The following is a 20,130-nucleotide window of genomic DNA, read 5'->3' as shown; positions in this document are numbered from 1 at the left end:
TTGTACGCATACTGTATACCTATCGGTAGCGCATTCCACAACCGCCGCCACGCCCGCGTGAACCGCAACCAAACAGCGATTTTCGGCGCGCTGAGCCGCCCGCGGCAACCCCTAGCGGGATGCTCGTCGGCCGGTGATCAGCTTGACGATCGCGAGCAGGATCACCGCCCCCAGCAGACACGTCAGAAACGAGAACAACAACCCTCGCCCGTCGACGCTGACGCCCATGACGCGCAGGACGAATCCACCGAGCAACCCGCCGATGACGCCGACCGCGATGTTGAGGACCAGGCCCATGTGCGCGTCGGTCCCGGTGATTTTGCTGCCCACCCAGCCGGCCACGCCCCCGATGACGATCCAGCCGATGACGCCCAGCGTGAGCACCGCCCGATCGTAACCGCGGGCGACGGGGTTTGGGATGGCGATGCGGGGGTTACCGATGACTCGTGAAAGCGACATTGAAAGCGCTGGCTCACCGCCTGCGCCAGGCACGCGCGGTGGCGCTGCGGGCCGAGCTGGCGGTGACGGGCGCGCAGATCCTGTTCTGGGCGGCACTGCTCGGCGTTCTCGCCGGTCTCGTGCTGCGGCTGCGACGCCGTAGCCAAACCGCACCGCCACAGCCGAGTCCGCCCGAAGCCACGCCTGCCGTGGCCGCGGACTAGGGGGCTGTGGCGTGCGCCACGATGACACAGGTTTACGTCGACCACCTGATCGGGAAACCTAGGAAACAAGCCATTTATCAACGGGAGGAGATGCAATGGTTGACGCCAAGAGCGGCCCGATCGAACTTGTCCGGGGCATCGTCGAAGGTGTTTTCGGTAAGACCAAGCAGGTCATCGGCATCATCATCGGCCGCAATGACCTGATCAACGAGGGTCAGGCGCAGCAGGACAAGGCCGACGCACAGCGCAGCGCCGGCAAGAAGGAAGCCGCCGCCGAGAAGGCGCGCAGCAAGGCCAAGGCCTACGAAGAGCGTGAGCGGGCCGAGCAGAACTAGACGGCTTCGCCTAGCGAGCGGGCCCGGTTATCCACCGGGCCCGCTTCGCTGCGAAATCCGTTTTACTGCAATACCGTTTCGAGGAGACCGACCCGCCGGTAGGCGTTTTCGATCTGGGCCTTCGCCTCGGGCGGCAGCTCGGCTTGCGGAGGCCGCGAATGTGGATAGTCCCCGATCGGCAATCCCAGTAGCGAGGCGGCGTACTTGAAGGCGCCACCCCAGTGGGTGAAGTAGTCCGGCCGCCCCGGGTAGCACGTCCACCACGACCCGATGTCGAGGTCGAACCGGTCCATCCCGGACTCCCGCCCGTAGTCCATCGCCTCGAGGAGCTTGTCGCTGAGTACCAGCTCCCAGTATTCGGAGAACAGCCGCCGTTGCGGGGTCTCGAAGAGATAGCCGGCCGTGCCCAATTGCGCGGGGCAGACGATACCCGCCCGAAGCCACCCGGCGCGGTACACGGTCCGGTCGCATTCCCAGACCGCGAGGTCGGGCGCCAATTCGTGCAGCCGCCGGCTCGCCTCCGGCCGGAAGGCGCCCTCCTTCGTCGCGCACACGGCGGGTACCTCGTCGTAGATCCGTGCGCTTTCCGCCGGGGTAAGCACGTAGCCGGAAGACGGAGAGTTGAACATGCCCAACGCGATATCGGTGCGCGCGGCGACGTAGGAGAAGAACCTCAACACGCCCTCGCCGCCGTGGGCCTCCATCATCGGCGTTTGGATGTAGGCGATGTCGGCACCCACGTCCTGGGCGTGGCGCGTCAACTCCAGACAATCCTTCGCCGACATCGCCGCGGTGCAGGCCTGCACGACGACATCGGGATTCAGGCCGCGCGCCTCCTCGATCGCCACCTCCAGCAGGCGCTTGCGCTCGTCGAGGGTCAGCGACCAAAACTCGGCGATGCCGCTGGTACACCACAACATCGGGTGCCCGAGGTCGCCGACGCAGTAGCGCACCAGCGTCCGGTAGGCGTCCCAGTCGATGTCGTCGCCGTCGGTGCCGCAGAACGGCGTGTAGAGGGAGTCGCCGATTCCCCGCAATGCTTTGCGCGCCCAGGTGCGCGCCTCGGTCGCCGTCGCCACAATCGACTCCTTCTGTCGGGCAAACGATTTCGGGTCAGGTGAAGTCCGAACCACCGTCGACGTTGATGTTGGCGCCGGTCATGTAGGAGTTGCGCCGCGATGCGAGGAAGGCGGCGACCGGCCCTATTTCTTCCGGCAGGCCGGCCCGCGGCATCTGCGCGGGATGCCCGAAGTGCTCGGCGATCGCGTCCATCAGCGCGTACGGGTCGTTGCCGTCGACCCCGACGGACTTCGCCCAGCCGACCAGGGATTCGGAAGCGATGCTGCCCGGCGATACCACGTTGACCAGGATCTCGTCCTTGGCCAGCAGCAGGGACAGGTTTTTCGACACGCTCGTCAGCATGGACTTGGCGGCGGTGTACGCGGGCAGCATGACGCTTTGTCGCTGGGTCGAGTGCGCCGAGAAGTTGACGATCCGCGCCCATTGTGCCTTGCGCAGCAGGGGAAGTGCGGAACGGACGCAGCGCACCATGCCCATGACCCCGTCCTCGACGGCTTGGTGCCACTGTTCGTCGGTCAGATCCTCGAAGCTGCCCGCCGCACCCGGCCCGACGGTATTGACGAGCACGTTGAGTTCGTCGTCCCAGCGCGCGGCGAGGTCGGCGAACACCGTGTCGACCGCGGCAGCGTCACCGATGTCGGCCACCAGGCCCACGGCATCCGGGCTGCCGCGTCCGGCCAAGTCGGCCGCCGCGGAATCGAGCGCGTCGCGGCTGCGGCCGACCACCGCGACCCGGGCCCCTTCGTCGGCGAGGCAGCGTGCCGTCGCCAACCCCATCCCACGACTACCACCGACCACCACCGCCGCGGCATTCGCCAGCCCTAGATCCATGTATCCAGCCGTTTTACCAAAAAGCCTACGATAGGTATTACAGTAGCAGACGGAAAACGCGACGACACGCACGCATATACGCAGGTCAGAGCAGAACTCACTGTACCGGTGGCGACAGCCAGATCCTGATGGAGGTGCCCGTAGTGGCAAAGCAGGCAACCGCCGAGAAGCGTCAACGACGCGAACGCGGGTCCATCAATCCCGACGACATCATCAGTGGCGCATTCGAACTCGCGGAGCAAGTGTCGATAGACAACCTGAGCATGCCGCTGTTGGGCAAACACCTCGGCGTGGGCGTCACCAGTATCTACTGGTACTTCCGCAAGAAGGACGACCTGCTCAACGCCATGACCGACCGCGCCCTGGGCAAGTACGTCTTCGCCACCCCCTATGTCGAAGCCAGCGATTGGCGCGAGACGCTACGCAACCATGCGCGCCTGATGCGTAAAACGTTCATGGGCAACCCAATTCTCTGCGACCTGATTTTGATTCGCGCCGCCCTGAGCCCGAAGGCGGCGCGGGTGGGCGCTCAGGAGATGGAGCGCGCGATCGCCAACCTGGTGGAGGCCGGCCTGTCGCCCGAGGACGCCTTCGACACCTACTCCGCGGTCTCGCTGCATGTCCGCGGTTCGGTGGTGCTGCACCGGCTCTACGAAAAGAACCAGACGCCCGACAGCGGACCACGTGCCATCGAGGACGCGGTGGCCATCGATCCGGCGACCACTCCGCTGATCGCCAGAGTGACGGGGCAGGGTCACCGCATCGGGGCGCCCGACGAGACCAATTTCGAGTTCGGCCTGGACTGCATCCTCGACCACGCCAGCAGTCTGATCGAGAAAGGCACCAAAGCTTCGGGGCCGTCGCGTCAACGCAAGACCGCCAAGTCGCGCTAGCCGCTTCGAATCAGCTTGTCACCCTTCGGGCTCCGGCACGTGGAAGTGCTCGTCCCGTAGCCGGAACGCCTCCTTGGCGCCGTGCTGTGCGCGGGTTTTGACAAAGTTGAACTCGCCCGGCGCGAATTGCAGGTTCGTCCCGAAGGCGTGAAACAGATAGCTCGCGACTTCCTCGCCGTTGTAGGCCTGCGTCTGCTCGACGAGGCGGAACGCCTCCTTGGCGATGACGACCCCATCGGCGGGCATCTTCGCCGCCTTCTCGGCCCAATACCGCGCCCGCGCGGTCACCGAGCCAGGATCGCATGTGTCGGTGAAGATTCCGAGGTGCTCGACCTCGGCGGCGTCGACGATGTCGCCGGTCAACAGCAGGCGCCGGGCCAGCACCGGGCCGAGCCGATGGAAGAACATGTGCAGACTGCCGAGGGCGGGGCCGAGGAAGCGGGTCGCCGGCGTGCCGATCTTCGTGTCGCGCGCGATGACGGAAATGTCGGTCATCAGCGCCATCTCGAAGCCGCCGCCCAGCGCGTAGCCGGCGATCTCGCCGACGGTCACCTTCGGGAAGCCCATCAGGTTGTGGTAGAAGCCAAAAGACTTGCGGTCCACGGTGAGCCGCCGGCGCTGGCTGGGGCGGCGCTTGGCTTGGTCGTCGCCGGCCGAGCCGTACCAGCCGTACGCATTGTTCATGTCCGCGCCCGTGGAAAAGACGCCTTCGGCTCCGCGCAACAGCACCACCGTCAGGTCGTCGTCGTCGGCCACGCGATCCAGACAACGGGCGATGGCCTCGCGCATCGTGGCGTCGTAGGAATTGCGCTGCTTGGGGTTGTTCAGGGTGATGGTCGCGATTCGCCGATCGGGTTCGACGTCGAAGAGCACCCGGTCATCCGCAACGTTGGAAGCGCTCATCTGTCCGATTCCTTTCGCCGCCTGCCGAATTTGAATCCGGTCAGCTTCTCGGGCGGCGACGCCAACGTGGTGACATCGCCCGTGCAGAGCACCTCGTCGCCGAGCAGCAGCCGCGCCGTCGACGCGATGCCCCTCTCGACCTGCGACCGGTCGATGTCGAAACGCAGCTCCGCGAGCACCGGCGTCGGGCGGCGGAAGTTGACCAACAGCGACCGAGTCTTGCCGGAAAGACCGGTGACGCAATTGTGGTGCTGGATAACGCAGTCGAAGAAGACGCCCAGAAAACCGCCGTGCACCAGTCCGGGGGGCCCCTCGTAGACGAGCGGGAAGCACACCACCCCGCCGGCTTTCTCGGCGTCGAGTTGATCGAACCGGTATTCGGGAAAGCAGGGGTTGTAGGCGCCGATGTCGGTGGCGTGGTTGAGGTAGACCCGCCGGGGATCGCCGGGGGTCTCACCGATTCGCGGCGCGTTGTCCATCGGGGCCACGGGGGCCAGCTCGCCCTCCCACTCGGCGAACTTCGCGAGCATGGCATCCACGGTCGGGTGCGGATGTTCGAGCGACAGCAACAGCGAACTGAGGCGACGCATGGCGCCAGCGGCCGCCACCGTCTGGGCAAGCGGCGCCTCCCCGAATTTCGCGTCACCGACCATGCTGCCCGCTTTCACCGGGGTTCACCCGGTTGTTCCGTCGTTAGCGATTCCTTGCTAACTTATACCTCGGATCAATCGTATTGCCTACTGTATGGGTAACCGTATCGGCGGAGAAAGGCCGGGTACACGGTGAGTCACGAGGCCGATGCGGCCGGCGCCGACGGTTCGGTGACGGCGTGCCGGGACGGCACGGTCTTGCGGATCACTCTCGACCGCCCCGCCCGGCGTAACTCGTTGACCTACTTGATGATCGATGCCCTGATCGACGTGCTGACCGATGCCGCCGCCGACGATTCCCTGCGCGCGATTCACATCGGTGGGGCCGGGGACGACTTCTGCGCCGGGGCCGACTGGGTGGCCGCCAACGATCCCGGCGGGCGGCGCCCGCGCGCCGGCGATCTGGTGCGCCGGATCCCCCACGCCGCCCACCGCGTGATCGAACTCGTGACGAGCGTCCAGCTGCCGGTCGTCTGCAGCGTGCGGGGCTGGGCGGTGGGCTTCGGCTGCAATCTCGCGCTGGCCGCCGATTTCACCATCGCCGCCGACGACGCGGTGTTCTGGGAACCGTTCGTGGACCGCGGCTTCAGTCCCGATTCGGGAGCCACGTGGCTGCTGCCGCGGCTGGTCGGTCTGGCCCGGGCCAGGCGGATGCTGTTGCTCGGCGAGCAGGTGGGCGCGGCGGATGCGGCGGACTGGGGCCTCATTCACGAGGCGGTGAGCGGGGCCGAACTGGACGAGGCCGCCGGGAAGCTGGTGGAGCGGCTGGCCGGCGGTCCCACGGCGGCGATCGGGCTGGCCAAGCAGGCGCTGAGCTTCGGCCAACACGCGACGCTGGGCCAAGCCATGACGCAGGAACTGTTCAACCTGGAACTCTCTTGCCGGACAGGCGATTTCAAAGAGGGGCTGGAAGCGTTTCGGCAACGACGCGCACCGAGATTTGAGGGCCGATGACCATGTCGACGTTCGACACCATCAAATACGAAGTCGACGGGCATACCGCCGCCATCACGCTGAACCGCCCGGAGGCCCTCAACGCGCTCAGCCCGCACATGATCACCGAACTGCGGGCCGCGTACGAGGAGGCCGAGAACGACGACAAGGTGTGGCTGCTGATCGTCACCGGCACCGGCCGCGCGTTCTGCACCGGCGCCGACGTCAAAGAGATCCCCGAAGACGGCAAGGTGATCTACGAGCGGCCGTACCTGTCGACGTATGACCAGTGGGAGGCCCCGCAGGAGGGCACTCCCCCGTTCCGCACGATGGCGAAGCCGGTGCTGACCGCCGTCAACGGGCTGTGCTGCGGCGCCGGCATGGATTGGGTCACCACGACGGACATCGTGATCGCCTCCGAGCAGGCAACCTTCTTCGATCCGCACGTCAGCATCGGGCTGGTGGCCGGACGCGAGCTGGTGCGGATATCCCGCGTGCTGCCCCGCTCGATCGCCCTGCGGATGGCCCTGATGGGCAAGCACGAACGAATGAGCGCGCAACGCGCCTACGACCTCGGATTGATCAGCGAAATCGTCGAACACGACCGCCTGCTGGAGCGGGCCCGCGAGATCGCCGACATCGTCAATTCCAATGCACCGCTGGCCGTCCGGGGAACCCGTCTGGCCATACTCAAGGGCCTGAACGTGCCGCTGCACGAGGCGGAGATACTCGCCGAAACCTTCCGCGAGCGCGTGCTGCGGACGGAGGACGCTCAGGAAGGCCCCCGGGCCTTCGTCGAGAAACGCCAACCCAATTGGAAATGCCGGTGAACGTACCGCGTTTCGAAACCATCCTCCTCGACGTCGACGCGGACGACCACGTCGCCACCATCACGCTCAACCGGCCCGAGCAGCTCAACGCGTTCAACCGCACCATGTGCGACGAGATGGCCCGGGCCTGGCGCGCGGTCAAGCTCGACGAGTCGGTGCACGCGGTGGTGCTGCGGGCGGCCGGTGACCGGGCGTTCAGCGCCGGACTCGACATCAAGACGCCGTACGGCCAACCCGAAAACGTGTGGAATCACGAGGATCCCGGTGAGGCGCTCAGCCCGAAGTGGCAGAAGATGTGGAAGCCGGTGGTGTGCGCGGTTCAGGGCATGTGCACCGCGGGGGCCTTCTACTTCGTCAACGAGTCGGACGTGGTCATCTGCTCGGAGGACGCGACGTTTTTCGACTCGCACGTTTCGGCCGGCCTGGTGTGCGCGCTGGAGCCCATCGGCCTGATGCGGCGCGTCGGGCTGGGTGAGACCTTGCGGATGGCGCTGATGGGCAACGACGAACGGGTGAGCGCCGACACCGCGCTGCGCATCGGGCTGGTGACGGAGGTGGTCCCCGCCGACCGGCTGTGGCACCGTGCCCACGAGATCGCGGCCTCGATCGCCGCCAAGCCCCCGTCGGCGACCCAGGGCACCGTGAAGGCGATCTGGGAATCGCTGGACAAGCCGTACCGCGCGGCCATGGAGCAGGGGCTCATCTACACGCGGCTGGGCAACCCACTCGGCACCGCCGAACTGGCCGCGCGGCACGGCGAGGCCGGTGCGCGCGAGCCGAAGATCCGCTGATGCATCCGCTGAGTCGGCGCATCGCCGACGTCCTCGATCTGTGTCCCGACGACCACGCGATCGAATATGAGGGCCAATGGGTCTCGTGGCGGCGGGTGGGTGACGCGGCGCGGAGCATCGCGCCCCTCACCGGTGCAAGCGCTTGTGTCGGGATGCTGCTGCGCAACCGGCCCGGCCAGGTGGCGGCCTTCCTCGGGGTGCTGCTGGGCGGCGGCACCGTCGTCACCATCAATCCCGCCCGCGGCGACGAGCGCACCCGGGCCGACATCGCCGCGCTGCGGCTGCCGCTGATCATCGGCGAGGCCGACGACCTGGCCAAGCTGGTTCCGCCGGGGACCGCCAAGCTGGCGATTTCGGCCGCGCTGGAAGGCGAGCCGGGCCGCCCGAGCTCGCGGGCCATAGCGCGGAACGGCGTGGCGGTGCGGATGCTGACCAGCGGAACCACCGGCCCGCCCAAACGTATTGACCTGAGCTACGACATGCTGGCGCGCAGCGTCATGGGTCCCGACCCCGCAGCCGCACCCGCGCCCACCGAGCCGCGGCGCGGCGTCGCGATCGTCAACTCGCCGCTCGTGCACATCGGCGGTGTCTTCCGCGTCCTGCAGTGCGTTGCCGAGGCCAGACCCTTTGTGCTGCTGGAACGCTTCGAGCTCGAGGCCTGGGCCGCGGCGGTGCGCAAGCATCGGCCCCGCACCGTGTCGCTGGTGCCGGCCGCCCTGCGCACCGTGCTGCACTCCGATCTCACGCGGGCCGACCTCGACGGCATCCGCGCCGTCACGTGTGGCACCGCCCCGCTGTCGGCCGACGACGCCGACGCCTTCACCGACAAGTACGGCATTCCGGTGCTCACCTCCTACGCCGCAACGGAATTCGGCGGCGGCGTCGCCGGCTGGACCCTCGCCGACCACCGGGAGCACTGGCACGCCAAACGCGGCAGCGTCGGCCGCGCCAACCCCGGCGCACAGCTTCGGGTGGTCGACGACGACGGCGCGCCGCTCGGGCCCGACCGGGTCGGCCTGCTGGAGGTCAAGCCGGCACAACTGGGCCCGGCCGCGAACTGGATGCGAACGACGGATCTGGCGCGCATCGACGCGGACGGCTTCCTCTGGATCGTCGGGCGGGCCGACCAGGCGATCATCCGCGGCGGCTTCAAGGTGATGCCCGACGAGGTGCGCGTCGCGCTGGAGGGCCACCCCGCGGTGGCGGGCGCCGCCGTGATCGGGCGGCCCGATCACCGCCTCGGCGAGACGCCGGTCGCAATGGTGCAGCTGCGCGAGGCCGCGTCCGCCGATGCCGACACGCTGGTGGATTACCTGCGAAACCGGCTGGCCCGCTACGAAATCCCCACCGAGATCGCGATCGTCGACGCCATCCCCCGGACCCCCTCGGGCAAGCCCGATCTCGCGGCGGTCCGGCTCTTCTTCGGCGGTTCCTCGGAAGTCACGGCCCAGCGCCATCATGCCCGGTGACCCGGCCACGGTCGCGGAGATCCTGCGGCGACAGGCCCGCTCGCGCGGCGACCACCCGCTGCTGGTCTGCGACGACGACCGCATCGGCTACGCCGAGGCGGACCGCCGCTCGGCGGAGCTGGCCCGCGGACTGATCGCCCGCGGGGCAGGCAAGGGCACTCACGTGGGGCTGCTCTACCCCAACGGCGCCGAGTTCGTCGTCGGGATGCTCGCGGCCGCGCGGATCGGCGCGGTGGTGATCCCGTTCTCCACGTTCGCCACCGCCCGCGAATTGCGCGAGCAGCTGGTCGACAGCGACACCGAAATCCTGTTGGCCACGCCGTCGTTCCGCTCCCACGACTACGTCCGGCGACTGGCCGAGGTGTTGTCGCACGCCGAGCTGGACGGCGACGACCGGCTGTTCGTCACCGCCACGCCGCAACTGCGCCACGTCCTCGTCGATCCAGCACGGGCATGCCGGCCCGCACGGGACGTCGACCCCGCCCTGCTGGTGGCGATGGAGGACGACGTCGACGGCTGCGACCCGCTGGCCATCGTGTACACGTCCGGCTCCACCAGCAGCCCGAAGGGCGTGGTGCACACGCACGCCGGCCTGCTTGCACATCAGCGCAACCTCAACAAGGTCCGCGGCCTGACCGCGTCCGAAAAGCTCTTCTGCAATTCACCGTTCTTCTGGATCGGCGGTTTCGCGTTCGGCCTGCTCGCCACGTTGGTCGCGGGATCGACGCTGGTGTGCTCGAACGCCACGGACGCGGGTCGGACGCTCGACCTGCTGGAACGCGAAAAGCCCACCGTGACGAACGGTTTCGCCGCCGGCATCGCTCACCTGGCGGAGCACCCGAGCTTCCCCGGGCGTGACCTGTCGTCGATGCGCCGGGGCAACCTGTACCCGATCATGGCGCCCGCCGCGCGACCGGCCGACCCGGAGCTGCGGCACAACATGCTGGGGCTGACCGAAGCCGGCAGCGTCGTGTTGATCAGCGGCGACGAAGCCGACCAACCCGAGAGCCGCCGCGGGTCCTTCGGTAAGCCGGCGCCGGGATTCGACACCATGATCCTGGACCCGGATGCATCGGGCGTCGGCGAGCTGTGCATCCGCGGGCCGTATGTGATGCAGGGGTACTACAAACGCAGCCGCGAGGAGTGCTTCGACGCTGACGGCTGGTTTCACACCGGCGATCTGGTGCGCGCCGACGCCGACGGGTTCTTCTATTTCGTCGGCAGGCTCAGCGGGATGATCAAGACGGCGGGGGCCAACGTCTCGGCCGCGGAGGTGGAGAAGGCGATCACGAGGGTTACCGGGGCGGACGCTCATGTCGTGGGCATTCCGGACACCAAACGGGGAGAGGTGGTTGCCGCCGTCGTCGTCCGGGCGGACTTCGACGAGGCCGCGGTGCGCGAACAGCTCCGGGAGACGTTGTCGGCGTATAAGATTCCCCGGCGGTTCCTCGCCGTGCCTCCCGCCGAGATACCGTTGCTGTCCAGCGGAAAGCTCGACCTGCAGCGACTGCGGAAGTTGTTCGATGCCTGAGGGCACCATCGCCGAACTGGTTCGTTCACGGGCCGCGCAACATGGCGCCAAGCCGGCGGTGATCGACCCGGCGGCCCGCATGAGCTATCACGAACTCGACACCACCACAAGGGATTTAGCCGCCGTATTCGTCGAGGCCGGCGTCGGCAAGGGCACCCGCGTCGGGCTGATCGTGCCCAATAGCGCCCGCTGGGTGCAGGTGGCGATCGCGCTGGCCCGCATCGGCGCCGTGCTGGTTCCGTTGAGCACCCTGCTGCGCGCCGGCGAGCTCGCGGCACAGCTGCGCACGGCGTCGGTGCAATTCCTGGTGAGCGTCGAGGAGTTCCGCGGCCATCGCTACCTGGATGACGTGCAATCCGTGCCGCCACCCGACCTGCCCGCCCTGCGCCACGTGTGGCCGGCCGACCGGTTGGAGCGCGCCATCGCCGGCGAGGGCGCCCGCCGAATCGTCGACGCCATGGCCGAGACGGTCACGCCCGCAGACCCGTTGGTCATCATGTTCACCTCGGGCAGCAGCGGAACGCCCAAGGGGGTCATCCACTCGCACGGGAGCGCATTGGGCGCGGTGCGGTCGGGCCTCGCGGCGCGCTGCATCACGCCCGACACCCGCCTGTACCTGCCGATGCCGTTCTTCTGGGTGGGCGGCTACGGCAGCGGGATCCTGTCCGCGCTGCTGGCCGGCGCCACGCTGGTCACCGAGGAGATACCGCGGCCCGAGGCCACCCTGCGGCTGCTAGAGGACGAGCGCGTCACGCTGTTTCGCGGCTGGCCCGATCAGGCCGAGGCGCTGGCGCGCCACGCCGACGCGGTCGGCGCCGACCTGTCGGCGTTGTGCCCGGGCAGCCTGGAGGCCCTCCTGCCGCCCGAGCGGCGGGCCCGGCCCGGCGCCCGGGCCACCCTGTTCGGGATGACGGAGGCATTCGGGCCGTACTGCGGGTACGCCGCCGACACCGACATGCCGCCGTCGGCGTGGGGCAGCTGCGGGATACCGTTCCCCGGCATGGAGGTCCGCGTCGTCGATACCGACCACCAGCCGGTGCCGCCGGGATCCGTCGGGGAGATCCAGATCCGGGGGCCACACACGCTGCGCGGCATCTGCCGTCGCAGCCGGGAGGAGCTGTTCACGCCCGACGGCTTCTATCCCACCGGCGACCTCGGCCGGCTCGACGAGGACGGCTTTTTGTTCTACCACGGCCGGTCCGACGACATGTTCAAGGTCAGCGGCGCGACCGTCTACCCCACCGAGGTGGAGCGCGCGCTGCGCGCCATCGATGGCGTCCAGAACGCCCACGTCACCAATGTGCCCGGCGCACAAGGAGAGCGGGTCGGGGCGGCGGTGGTGTGCGAGGGCGAGTTGACATCGGACCGACTGCACGGGTCGGCCCGAGAATTGCTGAGCGCCTTCAAGGTCCCGACGGTCTGGTTAGTGCTGGAATCCGACGACGACGTTCCCCGCGGCGCCACCGGGAAGGTCGACCTCCGTCGCCTGCGCGAGATGCTGACGCGGGCGTCGTCCGACGTCAGACGGTGACCGCCGGCATGGAGTCCCAGCCTCGCACGGTGGACGTGCGTGACCGCCGCGCATTGCCGAGGTCAACCTGCCACTCCGGGAACCGCTTGAGCACCTCCTCCAGGGCCACCCGGCCCTCCAGTCGCGCCAAAGGTGCGCCCACACAGAAGTGAGCACCGCGGCCGAAAGTCAGGTGCCCGCCCGGCTTCCGGTGGATATCAAAGCGCTCGGGACCCTCGAAGTGGCGCTCGTCGCGATTGGCCGACGCAAGCATGACGAGCAGTGCGCTCCCAGTGGGGAGTGTCCGGCCCTGAAAGCGCACATCCCCGGTAGCGACGTACCTCGCGACGTGCGGACCGGGTGGCTCGAAGCGGAGCAGTTCTTCGATGGCGCCCGGGATGAGAGCGGGATCGTTGACGAGTTCCTTGCGCTGGTCGGGATGTTCGGCCAGCACCTTGCCCATCCATCCGAACAATCGGCCCGTGGTCTCCACGCCGGCGCCCGCGACGACCGCCAGGAAGATCAACAGTTCCGAATTGGTCAGCCGCCGCGTCATCCCGGTCTCATCTTCGAACTCGACGTTGAGCAGCTCCGTGACCAGGTCGTCGGATGGATTCTTCTCCCGCCACGAGACGTATTCGGTGAACATGTCTCCGTCGAAGTAGTGATCCTTGTCCACCGGGAGCGGCTTGCCGGGCTCATTGCGCAGGACGCGATGCGCCTGGGCGCGCACCGAGGGCTGCTCGGAATCCGGGATGCCGGCGAGCATTCCGATCGTCCGCATCGGGAGTTCCCGCCCCAGATCGAGGACGAAATCGAAGCTTCCTTCGGCGACCAGGGGATCCAGGCAAGCCGAGCAGAACCCGCGCACCTTGCCCTCGAGCGCCCGCATCTTTTTAGGCGTGAAAGCCCGCGACACCAACGCGCGATGGATCGTGTGCAATGGCGGGTCCTCGTTGATGAAAACGCCGGGCGGCATCACGGGATCGGCCTTCACCACCTCCAAAATGTCCCCCTTCGCCGAACTCAACCCGCTCGGATCTCTCAGGGCTGCCTCGACATCGGCGTAGCGGCTCACTCCCCAAAAATCGTGGCGCTCGTTGTAGTACAGGGGGGCCTCGTCACGCAGCCGTCGGTAAACCGGGTACGGGTCGAGATCGATCTCGACATCCCACGGGTCGTAGTAAAGGTCCGCTTCCAACGCGCCTCCTCCATCCGCTACTGTACGACCATATAGCATTTGCTGTACAGCCGTATAGCGCGTTGTGGAGGGAGGCAAAGTCTCGTGAGCGATCGGTTCCGCCTGGACGGGCGCGTAGCGGTGATCACGGGCGGCGGCACGGGAATCGGGCGGGGCTCGGCACTGGTTCTCGCCGATTACGGGGCCGATATCGTGCTCGCCGGCCGAAGGCCCGGCCCCCTCGAGTCCACCGCCGGCGAGGTGCGAGCGCGGGAGCGGCGGGCATTGGCGGTTCCCACCGATGTGACCGAAGCCCGGGCCTGCCGGGAGCTCGTCGAGGCGACCCTTCGGGAATTCGGTCGCATCGACATCCTCGTGAACTGCGCCGGTGGTGCGGAGACGAAGTCCATCTTGAAATGGCCCGACGACGACTTCGACCACACCGTCGCCCTCAACTTCGGTGCGGTCTGGCATCTCTCGCGCGCGGCGGCCAAGCCGATGCGGGAGCAGGGCAAGGGCGCCATCGTGAACATCTCCTCGGGGGCGAGCCTGCTGGCCATGCCACAGGCCGCGCCCTACGCCGCGGCCAAGGCGGCGGTCAACAACTTGACCGGCTCGATGGCGGCCGCGTGGGCACGCAGGGGCATCCGCGTCAATGCGATCGCCGTGGGGGCGGTGCGCGCGGCCACCCTGACCGACGACGCCGCCCGCCACGGACTCGACCCCGAGGCGGTCGCGATGACCAACGGGTTGGGGCGCCTCGGCGACCCGGACGAAATCGGCTACGGCGTGCTGTTTTTGGCTTCCGATGCGTCGAGCTTCTGTTCGGGCCAGACGCTGTACATGCACGGTGCGCCTGGGCCGGCGGGAGTCTGAATCCCTCGGGTCACCAGCGGGCCGGCCCAGGCGTCTCCATCGTCAACGGCCGCTGGTAGGACAGGTCGTGGCGATCACGGGTGCCGACGAGGTAACCCTGTTCCTTGAAGAACCCCGACTGCAGCACGCGCGCGTCGGCCAGGAACATGCCCTCCACGGTTGCCCGCCGAACCACGATCCGCCACTGACCGTCGCGGCGTTCCAAGCGATCCAGGTAGCGCCCCGTGATGAACTGCGCGCTGCCGCCATCGCGGCCGATGAGGACCACGATGACGTAGCTTTCGGCGTGCGCCGTGTCGCCATCGATCTCGCACGAGTGCGTGGTGATGTTGTGGGTATGCACGATCGAGGTCTCGGCGTGAGCCTTGTTGGCCCACTCCGCGTAGCCGGCCCCCGGATTGACAGCGAAGCCGTGCTCGTCCATGCCGTCTTCGTGGTAGGCCGCGCCGATGAGGTCGATGTCGTGGCGATCGCACCCCCGCGCATGGCGCGCGATGCAATCGAGGATGGCGGTGCGATCGAGCAAGTACTGGACGTCGCGCCGCAACAGGCGGAGCTCGGTCTCAGCGGTCATGTTGTGAGACTATACGGATGTACAGCGGATGGCGAGTGCGAAAATGGTTCTCACCGAAGGAGGTGGCCATGGCAACAGCACCCCGGCGCGTGGGCGCGGAAACGTCCAAGACCCGAGACGCGCTCCTTGATTGTGTCGAGAAGATGATGCTCGAGGAGGGTTACGCCGGCGTGAGCTACCGCGCGTTGGCCGCCAAGGCGGGAGTGACTCCGAGCCTGGTGCAGTACTATTTCCCGTCCCTCGACGAGATATTCTTGGCGGCGATCCAACGCTATTCCGAACGCAACCTCGCGGTGCTGGCCAAGGCGCTGGAAGCGCGGTCCGATGATCCGTTGCACGCGCTGTGGGACTTCAGTTGGGACGAGGCTACCGGCGCCCTCATGACCGAGTTCCTGGCGCTCGGAAACCATCGCAAGTCGATCCGTTCCGCGATCGCCGACGTCACGACCAGAGTGCGGAAGGTCGAAGTCGAGGCGCTGGCGCGCAAGTTCGGCAAGGGAGCGCGTCTGGACGGCGAGCTGTCGTTGAGCGCGGTCGCGCTCCTGGTGACCGGCATCCCGAAGTTCCTGAACCTCGAGGAGGGCGTCGGAGTCCATACCGCGCACGACGAGGTGGTCAACGCGATCGAAAAATATCTCGATACCTTCGAAACGCGATCGGCGCGCCGCAGGCGGAGGCGGTCGCGCCCCCGCAAGTGACCGGTGATGCCTTCGTCGCGACCGGTGCTATACAGTCGTATGGAGCGGATGCAATACGAACGTATAGCAGGGAGGCCGTCGTGGCGGCGACGAATCGGGTAGCGGTGGTCACCGGCGGCGGCTCGGGGCTCGGGCAGGGGATCGCGGCGCACCTCGCCGGGTGCGGGCACAGCGTCGCCGTCCTCGACCTCAACGGCGACGCCGCGGACAAAGTGGCTTCTGAACTACGCGCGGAGGGCGCCCGTGCCCTCGGCGTCCAGGTCGACGTCTCGGATCCGCATGCCGTCGAGCGAGCCTTCGCGACGGTGCGAAATGCGCTCGGCCCGGTGGAAATCCTGGTGACGAGCGCCGCCATCGCCAGCTTCACCCCGTTCGGCAAGATCACGCTCGACGAATGGAACCGATACCTGGCGGTGAACCTGACCGGTACGTTCCTTTGCCTGCAGGCGGCGCTGTCCGACATGGCCGCGACCGAATGGGGCAGCATCGTGACCATCTCGTCGGCCGCCGGTCAGCAGGGCGCGGTAGGCCAGGGCCACTATTCGGCTTCCAAAGGCGGTGTCATCGCGCTGACCAAGACGGTGGCGCGGGAGTACGCGTCGCGGGGAATCACGATCAACACCATCCCGCCCTTCGTGATCGATAGCCCGATGCTGCGCGAGCAGCAGCTCGCCAAGAAGCTGCCTCCCGCAGAGGTTTTGGCGAAGGCCATTCCCGCGGCGAGGCTCGGAACATGCGACGACGTCGCCGCGCTGTGTGCCTTCCTCTGTTCGGAGTCGTCGGGCTACGTCACCGGCCAGGTCGTCGGCGTCAACGGCGGCGCTGTCTTGTAATGGCGAACAGAAGCCCGATCGCGGTCGTCACAGGCGCGAGCAGAGGTGCCGGCGCGGGCATTGCGCGCGTGCTCGGCGCCCACGGATACACGGTGTACGTCACCGGCCGCACCGAAAGGCCAGGCGGGTCCGCGCTTTCCGGTTCCATCCGGGAAACCGCCGAGCAAGTGGACGCGCTGGGCGGCCGGGGCATTGCGATCCGTGTCGATCACTCGGATGACGAACAGGTTCGGGACCTGTTCGAGCGGGTCGGCCGAGAGCAGGGCAGGATCGACGTGCTGGTCAACAACGCGGCGATCATCCGGGACGAGATGATGGGGCGCACCAAGTTCTGGGAGGAGCCGCTGAACGTCATCGACACGCTCGCGGTCGGAGTACGGAGCAGCTACGTTGCCACCGTCTTTGCGGTGCCGCTGATGGTGCCGCAGGGCAAGGGCCTGGTGGTCTTCACCTCCGCCTCGGGAGCGGTGCATTATGCGTTCGGTTTCGCATACGGCGTGCCGAAGGCGGGCGTGGACAAGATGGCCGCGGACATGGCGGTGGACCTGGAAGGCACCGGAATCGCGGCCGTGTCGATGTGGATGGGCTCGTTGCTGACTCAGCGCGTGCGGGACATCGTCGCAAGGAATCCGGAGAAACTGGGACACATTCTCGAGACGGCCGAGACCCCAGAGCTGACGGGGCATGTCATTGCGCGGCTTTACGAGGACGCGGGACTCGGGCAACTCAGCGGCCAGACGATGATCGGCGCGGAGCTGGCCGCCAAGTACAAAATCAAGGACGACGGAGACCGCCATCCGCCGTCGTGCCGCGACCTGCACGGTGTGTACCCCCACCGCCAGTTCCCCTATGTGATGCGGTGATAACGCCCCGCGACAGCCTCAGGGAACCCGCGTCCAGGGCTGACAGTTCTGCGATTCGAAGGCCTTGACGGACGTGTTGATGTTCGCGAACATCGGTCCGATAGAGGTGTTCGTCTGCAGTACATGGTCCTTGTTCGCGTCGGGCGTGCTGTACGTGAACCACGAACACATCGAGTCCTGGGTCGGCACGTTGTTGATCCAGACGCCGAAGGCCGACCCGGAGCCGCCCGTGTGGTACAGGCCCGGCGCGATGTCGACCCCGACGACAAAGACGCCGTTGCCGGGGATCGGATCGAGCATGTCGGCGACCGCCGGCGGCGCGAGGGCGACCGCCACCGCGGAAGCGACGAACACCGCCGATGCGCAAATCGTTCGGGGCACTTTTCCTCGCTCTAAGTTGTTGCCCCCCTGACACGGCAGCCTATGCCCAGACGGCTTTCAGCAACAAGAGAGGGCGGTCGGCGCTACGACGGCCGCCGCCGAGTTCCGGATACCGCCGATCGCGGCAAGCGGCCCGCGCGGGAGTGTCCGCTCATGGCGTCACCCTTGACCACGACGTCAAAGTCCAGGTTCAGCCGGATGGGTTTGCGCACCGATTGCCGCCAGGTGAGACGAGTGCCGTCCGCGACCGTCGCGCTCGTAAAGTCCTGCAGCGCAACCGTTTCGTCCTTGTAGGTCGCCGTGCCCGCGAGCCCACCGTCCCCGTCGCGCAGTTGCCGGAATGTGTACACCACCGCCAGCGTGCCGATCGGGGTCTTGATGCTCACGTCCCAGTCGCCCTCGATGCCCATCTATACCTCCGCCGGTTCGCGGCCCACGGGTCGCCAGACCGTCCCCCGTCGCTCGTATTCGAGGAGTTTCTCGACGGCGTGGGCGATTCGGGGGCCGTAGCAGCGTTCCAGCAGATGCAGGCCCAGGTCCAACCCCGATGTCACCCCACCGGCGGTGACCAGGTCCCCATCGTCGACGACGCGGGCCGCCACCGGATGCGCGCCCGCCGCCTCGAGCAGCTCCAGCCCCAAATGATGCGTCACCGCGTGACGGCCCTCGATCAGTCCCGACATCGCCAGCACGATGGAGCCGCCGCACACGGCAGCGACCGTCACATCCGGATTGGCAAATGCTTTGTGCAGCAGCGGGGTTAGCTCGGTCTGGGCCGCGCGCGCCAACAGCACCGGGATGGTCTCGATGCCCGCGTCGGGGTCACCGACGGTCGGCCCGCTGGCCCCGGGCACGATCACGCACCCCGGCTCGGACGGATCGAGCGCGGCGGTGGCGGTCAGCGCGAGACCGCGGGTACCGCTGACCACGCTGCGCGGGCCTTCCGCCGTCACCAGTGTCACCGCGAGGTCGCCCGCGACCATCCCGCTGCCCGCGGCAAGGACTTCGAACGGCCCGATGGCGTCGAGCGGATCGAAGCCGTCGTACAACACGATTTGCGCATGCATCCGGCTATGCTCGCCCGTCGCCCGGCCCAAGACCAGTGGCAGGATTGCCATGTTCCGCCGGTATATTGCCAACCATGCATTCCGTCGCGATCCTGGCCGAACCCGATGCGATCGCGTTCGACCTCGCCATCGCGATCGAGGTGTTCGGCCGGGTTTGGCTCGAGAGCGGGTCGCCGGGTTATCGGGTTCGCGTGTGTGGCTGTGAACCCGTCGTCGCGGCGGGACCCATCGGGATCGCGACGGACTTCGGCCTCGATGAACTCGCCAACGCCGACACCGTCGTCGTGCCGGGCCGCAACGACGCCGCGGCCCCCGTTCGCGACGACGTCATCTCGGCCTTGAAGGCGGCTTACTGCAAGGGAATCCGCATCGCCTCCATCTGCAGCGGCGCGTTCACCGTGGCCGCCGCCGGGATCCTCGACGGCAAACGCGCGACCACGCACTGGCTGGCGGCCGAATTGTTTTCGGCCAGCTATCCCGACGTCACCCTCGATGCGGACGCGCTGTACATCGACGAGGGCCAGGTTCTGACCTCGGCGGGGGCGTCCGCGGGCCTGGACCTGTGCCTGCACATGGTCGCCCGGGACTACGGCGCCGCCGCGGCCGCCGACGCCGCCCGCCTCGCGGTCACCCCGCTGCACCGCAGCGGCGGCCAGGCGCAATTCATCATCCGCAACCGCCGCAGGTCCAGCACCGAACTCGACGGCCTCCTGGTCTGGATCGAGAACAATGCGCACCGGCCGCTGACCCTTCGTGACATCGCGCTGAAAGCGTCCAGCAGCGAGCGGACGCTCAATCGCCGCTTCAAGCGCGAGACGGGTCAGACGCCGATGCAGTGGGTCAACAGCGTTCGAGTCAAACACGCGCAACAGCTACTGCAGCGGACCTGCGAAGGCATCGAAACCATCTCGCGCCACGTGGGTTTCACATCGGCGACGAATTTCCGTGAACACTTTCGTCGAGTGGCAGGAGTGTCGCCGCAAAGCTATCGGCAGACGTTTCGCGACGACTAGCGCTCGTCCTCGAGCACGACCCCCCGCGCGGTGAGGTGCTCGATCAACGGCACCGCGCCGGCGGCGAGGTGCTGCGACATCGCCGCGCGCGCGAGCTGTTCGTCGTGCTTTTTGAGCGCGGACAGGATGCGCCGATGATCCTTCATCGACTGTTCCGGCCAGCCTTCGATGCTGGGAAACACCGATTCCGGTGCGTAGCGGGTGATCTGCGACATCAGCTGCGCGAG

At 67.6% G+C, this 20,130-nt stretch carries 25 protein-coding genes; 14 read left to right on the top strand and 11 right to left on the bottom strand.

Annotated features, from left to right (window positions below; translation table 11 throughout):
- Window positions 1-111: 111 nt before the first annotated feature.
- Window positions 112-384, bottom strand: a complete 273-nt coding sequence (locus A5673_RS19030) for a GlsB/YeaQ/YmgE family stress response membrane protein (protein ID WP_068235764.1) — start codon at window positions 382-384, stop codon at window positions 112-114.
- A 62-nt stretch (window positions 385-446) separates the two neighbouring features.
- On the opposite strand from A5673_RS19030, the gene A5673_RS19025 reads away from it, so the two are divergent.
- Window positions 447-662: a hypothetical protein gene (locus A5673_RS19025; protein ID WP_156748379.1), complete on the top strand. Its 216-nt coding sequence runs from the start codon at window positions 447-449 to the stop codon at window positions 660-662.
- A 95-nt stretch (window positions 663-757) separates the two neighbouring features.
- Window positions 758-997 (top strand): general stress protein CsbD, encoded by a 240-nt coding sequence (locus tag A5673_RS19020; RefSeq protein WP_068235754.1) that lies wholly within the window; start codon window positions 758-760, stop codon window positions 995-997.
- A 62-nt stretch (window positions 998-1,059) separates the two neighbouring features.
- Here A5673_RS19020 and A5673_RS19015 read toward each other — a convergent pair whose 3' ends face one another.
- Together A5673_RS19015 and A5673_RS19010 are read right to left on the bottom strand one after the other, a co-directional pair.
- Window positions 1,060-2,076, bottom strand: coding sequence for a dihydrodipicolinate synthase family protein (locus tag A5673_RS19015; protein WP_068235752.1), 1,017 nt, complete (start codon window positions 2,074-2,076; stop codon window positions 1,060-1,062).
- A gap of 34 nt (window positions 2,077-2,110) precedes the next feature.
- A complete protein-coding gene (locus A5673_RS19010) occupies window positions 2,111-2,908 on the bottom strand; it encodes an SDR family NAD(P)-dependent oxidoreductase (RefSeq protein ID WP_068235749.1) in 798 nt (265 codons plus the stop codon).
- Between the two features lie 128 nt (window positions 2,909-3,036).
- On the opposite strand from A5673_RS19010, the gene A5673_RS19005 reads away from it, so the two are divergent.
- Window positions 3,037-3,801 carry a TetR/AcrR family transcriptional regulator gene (locus A5673_RS19005; RefSeq protein WP_068235745.1) on the top strand — a complete coding sequence of 255 codons (765 nt, stop codon included), beginning with the start codon at window positions 3,037-3,039 and terminating at the stop codon, window positions 3,799-3,801.
- An 18-nt stretch (window positions 3,802-3,819) separates the two neighbouring features.
- Here the strand turns inward: A5673_RS19005 and A5673_RS19000 are convergent, their stop codons facing one another.
- Together A5673_RS19000 and A5673_RS18995 are read right to left on the bottom strand one after the other, a co-directional pair.
- The gene (locus A5673_RS19000; protein WP_068235743.1) at window positions 3,820-4,704 is read right to left on the bottom strand and encodes an enoyl-CoA hydratase/isomerase family protein; all 885 of its coding nucleotides are present in this window, start codon (window positions 4,702-4,704) and stop codon (window positions 3,820-3,822) included.
- Entirely contained in the window at window positions 4,701-5,357 is a 657-nt protein-coding gene (locus A5673_RS18995; protein WP_068235761.1) for a hypothetical protein, read from the bottom strand. Before A5673_RS18995 ends, A5673_RS19000 begins: the two co-directional genes overlap by 4 nt.
- A gap of 129 nt (window positions 5,358-5,486) precedes the next feature.
- Between A5673_RS18995 and A5673_RS18990 the strand changes: the two genes are divergently transcribed.
- From A5673_RS18990 to A5673_RS18965, 6 genes are read left to right on the top strand one after another with little or no spacing between them, the layout of a single operon-like run.
- On the top strand, window positions 5,487-6,308 hold the full coding sequence (locus A5673_RS18990) for an enoyl-CoA hydratase/isomerase family protein (protein WP_068235740.1): 822 nt from the start codon (window positions 5,487-5,489) through the stop codon (window positions 6,306-6,308).
- Window positions 6,305-7,117: an enoyl-CoA hydratase/isomerase family protein gene (locus A5673_RS18985; RefSeq protein WP_068235737.1), complete on the top strand. Its 813-nt coding sequence runs from the start codon at window positions 6,305-6,307 to the stop codon at window positions 7,115-7,117. Before A5673_RS18990 ends, A5673_RS18985 begins: the two co-directional genes overlap by 4 nt.
- Window positions 7,108-7,908, top strand: coding sequence for an enoyl-CoA hydratase/isomerase family protein (locus A5673_RS18980; protein ID WP_068235735.1), 801 nt, complete (start codon window positions 7,108-7,110; stop codon window positions 7,906-7,908). Before A5673_RS18985 ends, A5673_RS18980 begins: the two co-directional genes overlap by 10 nt.
- Window positions 7,908-9,377, top strand: a complete 1,470-nt coding sequence (locus tag A5673_RS18975) for a class I adenylate-forming enzyme family protein (protein WP_068235733.1) — start codon at window positions 7,908-7,910, stop codon at window positions 9,375-9,377. The genes A5673_RS18980 and A5673_RS18975 overlap by 1 nt, the downstream gene beginning before the upstream one ends.
- A complete protein-coding gene (locus A5673_RS18970; RefSeq protein WP_068235730.1) occupies window positions 9,367-10,908 on the top strand; it encodes a class I adenylate-forming enzyme family protein in 1,542 nt (513 codons plus the stop codon). The genes A5673_RS18975 and A5673_RS18970 overlap by 11 nt, the downstream gene beginning before the upstream one ends.
- Window positions 10,901-12,439 (top strand): class I adenylate-forming enzyme family protein, encoded by a 1,539-nt coding sequence (locus A5673_RS18965; RefSeq protein ID WP_068235727.1) that lies wholly within the window; start codon window positions 10,901-10,903, stop codon window positions 12,437-12,439. Before A5673_RS18970 ends, A5673_RS18965 begins: the two co-directional genes overlap by 8 nt.
- Here A5673_RS18965 and A5673_RS18960 read toward each other — a convergent pair.
- Window positions 12,429-13,658 carry a cytochrome P450 gene (locus A5673_RS18960; RefSeq protein ID WP_068235725.1) on the bottom strand — a complete coding sequence of 410 codons (1,230 nt, stop codon included), beginning with the start codon at window positions 13,656-13,658 and terminating at the stop codon, window positions 12,429-12,431. The two genes, A5673_RS18965 and A5673_RS18960, sit on opposite strands and share 11 nt — an antisense overlap.
- A gap of 45 nt (window positions 13,659-13,703) precedes the next feature.
- Between A5673_RS18960 and A5673_RS18955 the strand changes: the two genes are divergently transcribed.
- A complete protein-coding gene (locus tag A5673_RS18955; protein WP_068235723.1) occupies window positions 13,704-14,474 on the top strand; it encodes an SDR family NAD(P)-dependent oxidoreductase in 771 nt (256 codons plus the stop codon).
- 10 nt (window positions 14,475-14,484) lie between these two features.
- On the opposite strand, the gene A5673_RS18950 is transcribed toward A5673_RS18955, so the two are convergent.
- Window positions 14,485-15,048, bottom strand: a complete 564-nt coding sequence (locus A5673_RS18950; protein ID WP_068235721.1) for a nuclear transport factor 2 family protein — start codon at window positions 15,046-15,048, stop codon at window positions 14,485-14,487.
- A 68-nt stretch (window positions 15,049-15,116) separates the two neighbouring features.
- Here A5673_RS18950 and A5673_RS18945 point away from each other — a divergent pair, with 68 nt between their 5' ends.
- The 3 genes from A5673_RS18945 to A5673_RS18935 all read left to right on the top strand — a co-directional run bounded on the left by A5673_RS18945 (window position 15,117) and on the right by A5673_RS18935 (window position 17,442).
- The gene (locus tag A5673_RS18945) at window positions 15,117-15,746 is read left to right on the top strand and encodes a TetR/AcrR family transcriptional regulator (RefSeq protein WP_068235757.1); all 630 of its coding nucleotides are present in this window, start codon (window positions 15,117-15,119) and stop codon (window positions 15,744-15,746) included.
- An 80-nt stretch (window positions 15,747-15,826) separates the two neighbouring features.
- Window positions 15,827-16,579: an SDR family NAD(P)-dependent oxidoreductase gene (locus tag A5673_RS18940; protein WP_068235718.1), complete on the top strand. Its 753-nt coding sequence runs from the start codon at window positions 15,827-15,829 to the stop codon at window positions 16,577-16,579.
- Window positions 16,579-17,442 carry an SDR family NAD(P)-dependent oxidoreductase gene (locus A5673_RS18935; protein WP_068235711.1) on the top strand — a complete coding sequence of 288 codons (864 nt, stop codon included), beginning with the start codon at window positions 16,579-16,581 and terminating at the stop codon, window positions 17,440-17,442. Before A5673_RS18940 ends, A5673_RS18935 begins: the two co-directional genes overlap by 1 nt.
- A gap of 18 nt (window positions 17,443-17,460) precedes the next feature.
- On the opposite strand, the gene A5673_RS18930 is transcribed toward A5673_RS18935, so the two are convergent.
- From A5673_RS18930 to A5673_RS18920, 3 genes are all read right to left on the bottom strand, one after another.
- Complete coding sequence (locus tag A5673_RS18930; RefSeq protein WP_068235710.1) at window positions 17,461-17,823, bottom strand: hypothetical protein; 363 nt, start codon at window positions 17,821-17,823, stop codon at window positions 17,461-17,463.
- Window positions 17,824-17,906: 83 nt separating this feature from the next.
- Window positions 17,907-18,233 carry a hypothetical protein gene (locus tag A5673_RS18925; RefSeq protein WP_068235707.1) on the bottom strand — a complete coding sequence of 109 codons (327 nt, stop codon included), beginning with the start codon at window positions 18,231-18,233 and terminating at the stop codon, window positions 17,907-17,909.
- A complete protein-coding gene (locus A5673_RS18920) occupies window positions 18,234-18,890 on the bottom strand; it encodes a DJ-1/PfpI family protein (protein WP_068235705.1) in 657 nt (218 codons plus the stop codon).
- 74 nt (window positions 18,891-18,964) lie between these two features.
- Between A5673_RS18920 and A5673_RS18915 the strand changes: the two genes are divergently transcribed.
- Window positions 18,965-19,903, top strand: coding sequence for a GlxA family transcriptional regulator (locus tag A5673_RS18915; protein WP_068235702.1), 939 nt, complete (start codon window positions 18,965-18,967; stop codon window positions 19,901-19,903).
- Here the strand turns inward: A5673_RS18915 and A5673_RS18910 are convergent.
- Window positions 19,900-20,130: FCD domain-containing protein (locus A5673_RS18910; protein WP_156748377.1), on the bottom strand; the 231-nt coding region annotated here is incomplete at its 5' end. The genes A5673_RS18915 and A5673_RS18910 overlap by 4 nt on opposite strands.

Origin of the sequence: Mycobacterium sp. E3198 (assembly GCF_001667015.1) — a bacterium.
Lineage (GTDB): Bacteria > Actinomycetota > Actinomycetes > Mycobacteriales > Mycobacteriaceae > Mycobacterium.
The sequence above is the reverse complement of the archived record's forward strand: the minus strand, read 5'-3'. Positions and strand labels throughout refer to the sequence as shown.

What these genes read in the sequence shown, in the direction of transcription:
- A5673_RS18935 (WP_068235711.1), top strand. Translation starts at nt 16,579, where the DNA reads ATGGCGAACAGAAGCCCGATCGCGGTCGTCACAGGCGCGAGCAGAGGT.
- A5673_RS19020 (WP_068235754.1), top strand. Translation starts at nt 758, where the DNA reads ATGGTTGACGCCAAGAGCGGCCCGATCGAACTTGTCCGGGGCATCGTC.
- A5673_RS18950 (WP_068235721.1), bottom strand. Translation starts at nt 15,048, where the DNA reads ATGACCGCTGAGACCGAGCTCCGCCTGTTGCGGCGCGACGTCCAGTAC.
- A5673_RS18920 (WP_068235705.1), bottom strand. Translation starts at nt 18,890, where the DNA reads ATGCATGCGCAAATCGTGTTGTACGACGGCTTCGATCCGCTCGACGCC.
- A5673_RS18925 (WP_068235707.1), bottom strand. Translation starts at nt 18,233, where the DNA reads ATGGGCATCGAGGGCGACTGGGACGTGAGCATCAAGACCCCGATCGGC.
- A5673_RS19010 (WP_068235749.1), bottom strand. Translation starts at nt 2,908, where the DNA reads ATGGATCTAGGGCTGGCGAATGCCGCGGCGGTGGTGGTCGGTGGTAGT.
- A5673_RS19005 (WP_068235745.1), top strand. Translation starts at nt 3,037, where the DNA reads ATGGAGGTGCCCGTAGTGGCAAAGCAGGCAACCGCCGAGAAGCGTCAA.
- A5673_RS18960 (WP_068235725.1), bottom strand. Translation starts at nt 13,658, where the DNA reads ATGCTATATGGTCGTACAGTAGCGGATGGAGGAGGCGCGTTGGAAGCG.
- A5673_RS18975 (WP_068235733.1), top strand. Translation starts at nt 7,908, where the DNA reads ATGCATCCGCTGAGTCGGCGCATCGCCGACGTCCTCGATCTGTGTCCC.
- A5673_RS18985 (WP_068235737.1), top strand. Translation starts at nt 6,305, where the DNA reads ATGACCATGTCGACGTTCGACACCATCAAATACGAAGTCGACGGGCAT.
- A5673_RS18995 (WP_068235761.1), bottom strand. Translation starts at nt 5,357, where the DNA reads ATGGTCGGTGACGCGAAATTCGGGGAGGCGCCGCTTGCCCAGACGGTG.
- A5673_RS18980 (WP_068235735.1), top strand. Translation starts at nt 7,108, where the DNA reads ATGCCGGTGAACGTACCGCGTTTCGAAACCATCCTCCTCGACGTCGAC.
- A5673_RS18945 (WP_068235757.1), top strand. Translation starts at nt 15,117, where the DNA reads ATGGCAACAGCACCCCGGCGCGTGGGCGCGGAAACGTCCAAGACCCGA.
- A5673_RS19000 (WP_068235743.1), bottom strand. Translation starts at nt 4,704, where the DNA reads ATGAGCGCTTCCAACGTTGCGGATGACCGGGTGCTCTTCGACGTCGAA.
- A5673_RS18915 (WP_068235702.1), top strand. Translation starts at nt 18,965, where the DNA reads ATGCATTCCGTCGCGATCCTGGCCGAACCCGATGCGATCGCGTTCGAC.
- A5673_RS18965 (WP_068235727.1), top strand. Translation starts at nt 10,901, where the DNA reads ATGCCTGAGGGCACCATCGCCGAACTGGTTCGTTCACGGGCCGCGCAA.
- A5673_RS18970 (WP_068235730.1), top strand. Translation starts at nt 9,367, where the DNA reads ATGCCCGGTGACCCGGCCACGGTCGCGGAGATCCTGCGGCGACAGGCC.